The organism is Acidovorax sp. PRC11 (genome assembly GCF_031844105.1).
In the GTDB taxonomy this organism is placed as follows: domain Bacteria; phylum Pseudomonadota; class Gammaproteobacteria; order Burkholderiales; family Burkholderiaceae_C; genus Paracidovorax.
In genome coordinates this window covers 1-2,032 of record NZ_JAUZUQ010000055.1, presented here as the reverse complement: position 1 = coordinate 2,032, position 2,032 = coordinate 1, and the positions used below count along the sequence as shown (strand labels likewise).

Sequence of the window (2,032 nt, the reverse complement as noted above, 5' to 3'; positions counted from 1 at the left end):
AGCCCAGCCAGCCGCGGCCTGCATGGACGCGGTGCTCTCCACCTGCCCGTACAAATCGCGCGCGTTGGTGCGCACCAGGTCGAAGATCCCGGTGAGCAGCGCCAGCGACTCGTCGGCGAGCGTGCGCTGCTGGCCGAGGGCCGTGCGCTGCGCGTCGATGGTCGCCAGCTGCGCGTTGAGCTTCTCGCTCTGCAGCGTCGCCGCGTTCTGGAGCTTCCGGTAGGCGTCCTCCCTCCCCTGCTGCGCGGCCACCAGTGCCGCCGCGGCGTCCTCGGCCTTGTAGATCTCAATGACCATCCGGGCCAGCTCGGGGTTGAGGTTGAGCAGCGCGTAATACTCCTGCAAACGGCGCAGGTCCAGCGCCTGACGGTCCTTGCCCTGCGCGATGAGCAGCCGCTGCTCGAGATCCCGGCCCTTGTCGGTGATCTCCTGCTGCTTGCGCGCTGCCTCCTGCGCTGCAGCCGCCGCATCCAGGGATGCCACCGCCACCGCATCGAACGCGCCCGCGAGCTGGATCAACATCGCGTAGGCCTTGCGGCCCGCCTCGGTGTTGAGGTCCTGCGCCTCCACCAGCTTGCGGTACTGGGCCCGCGCGTCGGTGGCGTCGATGGACGGCAGCTTGATGTCCACCGTGGCGAGCTGTTTCTCCAGCTGCCGACGTGCGGCCTCCCGCTGCTCCTCGGCCGAGTAGAACTTCGCGAAGTAGTCGGCGCTCGCCGCGGTGAATTTCTCCACCCCGCCGAAGAGCTCGACCAGCTTGTCCGCCATGTCGCCACCCTGCAGGCTGGCCGCGTACATGCTGTGGCCGAGCGTCTCGAACACGCCATTGGTCGCGGCGAGACTCGTGGCCAGCCGCGTGAGCGTGTCGAGCGACGACTCGCCCGCCTTCTGCAGGTTTTTGAAGGCCTCCAGGTTCGTCTGGGCGGCAGGGTCCACCGGTGGTGCGGCCGCCGCGTCGGGGTTGACGCCGAACAGATATTTCCGATCGCTGGCCGCCTCCTGAACGGTGGTCGGGAGCCCCAGGATCAGGTCGGCCATGCTGATGCCGAGCTTCTGGAACTCCTCCTGCAGCTTCTTCTGCGCGTCTTCCGGGCTGAGGCCCTGCAAGCTGACCTTGATCCGGGCCGTGAACTTGTCGAGCGCCTCGCCACCCAGGCCGAGCACCTTGCCCATCTCCTTGATGCTTGTCTTCATGGCCGAGAACTGGTCCGCCAGGCCCTTGCGCACCTCCTCGTCCAGCTCGCCGTACTTGGTCTTGTTGGACCGCAGAAACCCGCCCTTGTAGAACTGGTAGGTGCGGCCCGTGAAGCCCGTATCGCCGCCGAACTCGCCTTCGATGCCGGTGTCCTTGAGCTTGCGCCCGAAGATCCGATTCACGGCGCCAGAGATGAGCCCAGCGATGGGGCCTACACCCGGGATCATCGAGGCGATGGCCCCGATGGTGTTGACGTACTTGTTGAGCTGGTAGCCACCGCTTACGAGCTTGGAGAGACCGTAGCCGCTGAAGCCATTGAGCACGGAGCCGGCGATAGCGCCCGCGAAGTTCGCGCCGCCGGCCTCAAACGCCCCTCTGAATGCACCCCATGACGATGTGTTCATCATGCCGGCGCCGAACTGGCCCAGCATTTCCTGCATGGCCTCGCTCCCGTAGCGTGCGAGCAGGTCCGAATTCACGATCCTGCTGCCCACACTGCTCGCGACGTTGAAGCCGTTCGTGACGAAGTTGTAGGCACTCAATCCCGCCTGGGCTGCTCCTCCGGCCCCGCCCCCGCCGCCGAGGAGCGCGTTCGTGGCGCCCGAGATGACACCCGACACCGGCGCCATGATGGCGCTGATGATCGGACGCAACACGAGCGTGTTGAACATGTTCCTCAGCGTGTCCCGCAGGTTCTCGGCGAAACCCTTTCCGCTCTCGAACCCCCGCAGCAGCGCGTCCGTCAGGCTTCGGTTGATCTCGTCCGTCGTACGGGTCCAGTCGTCCTGGATGACCTTCGACACGGCCGCCTCGCCCTCGATGCGCTTGGCCTGTTCA

1 pseudogene is annotated in these 2,032 nt (G+C 66.4%); it reads right to left on the bottom strand.

From position 1 onward, the window contains the following. Window positions 1-2,032, bottom strand: a pseudogene (locus tag Q9R47_RS24250) (tail length tape measure protein); the annotation flags it as partial.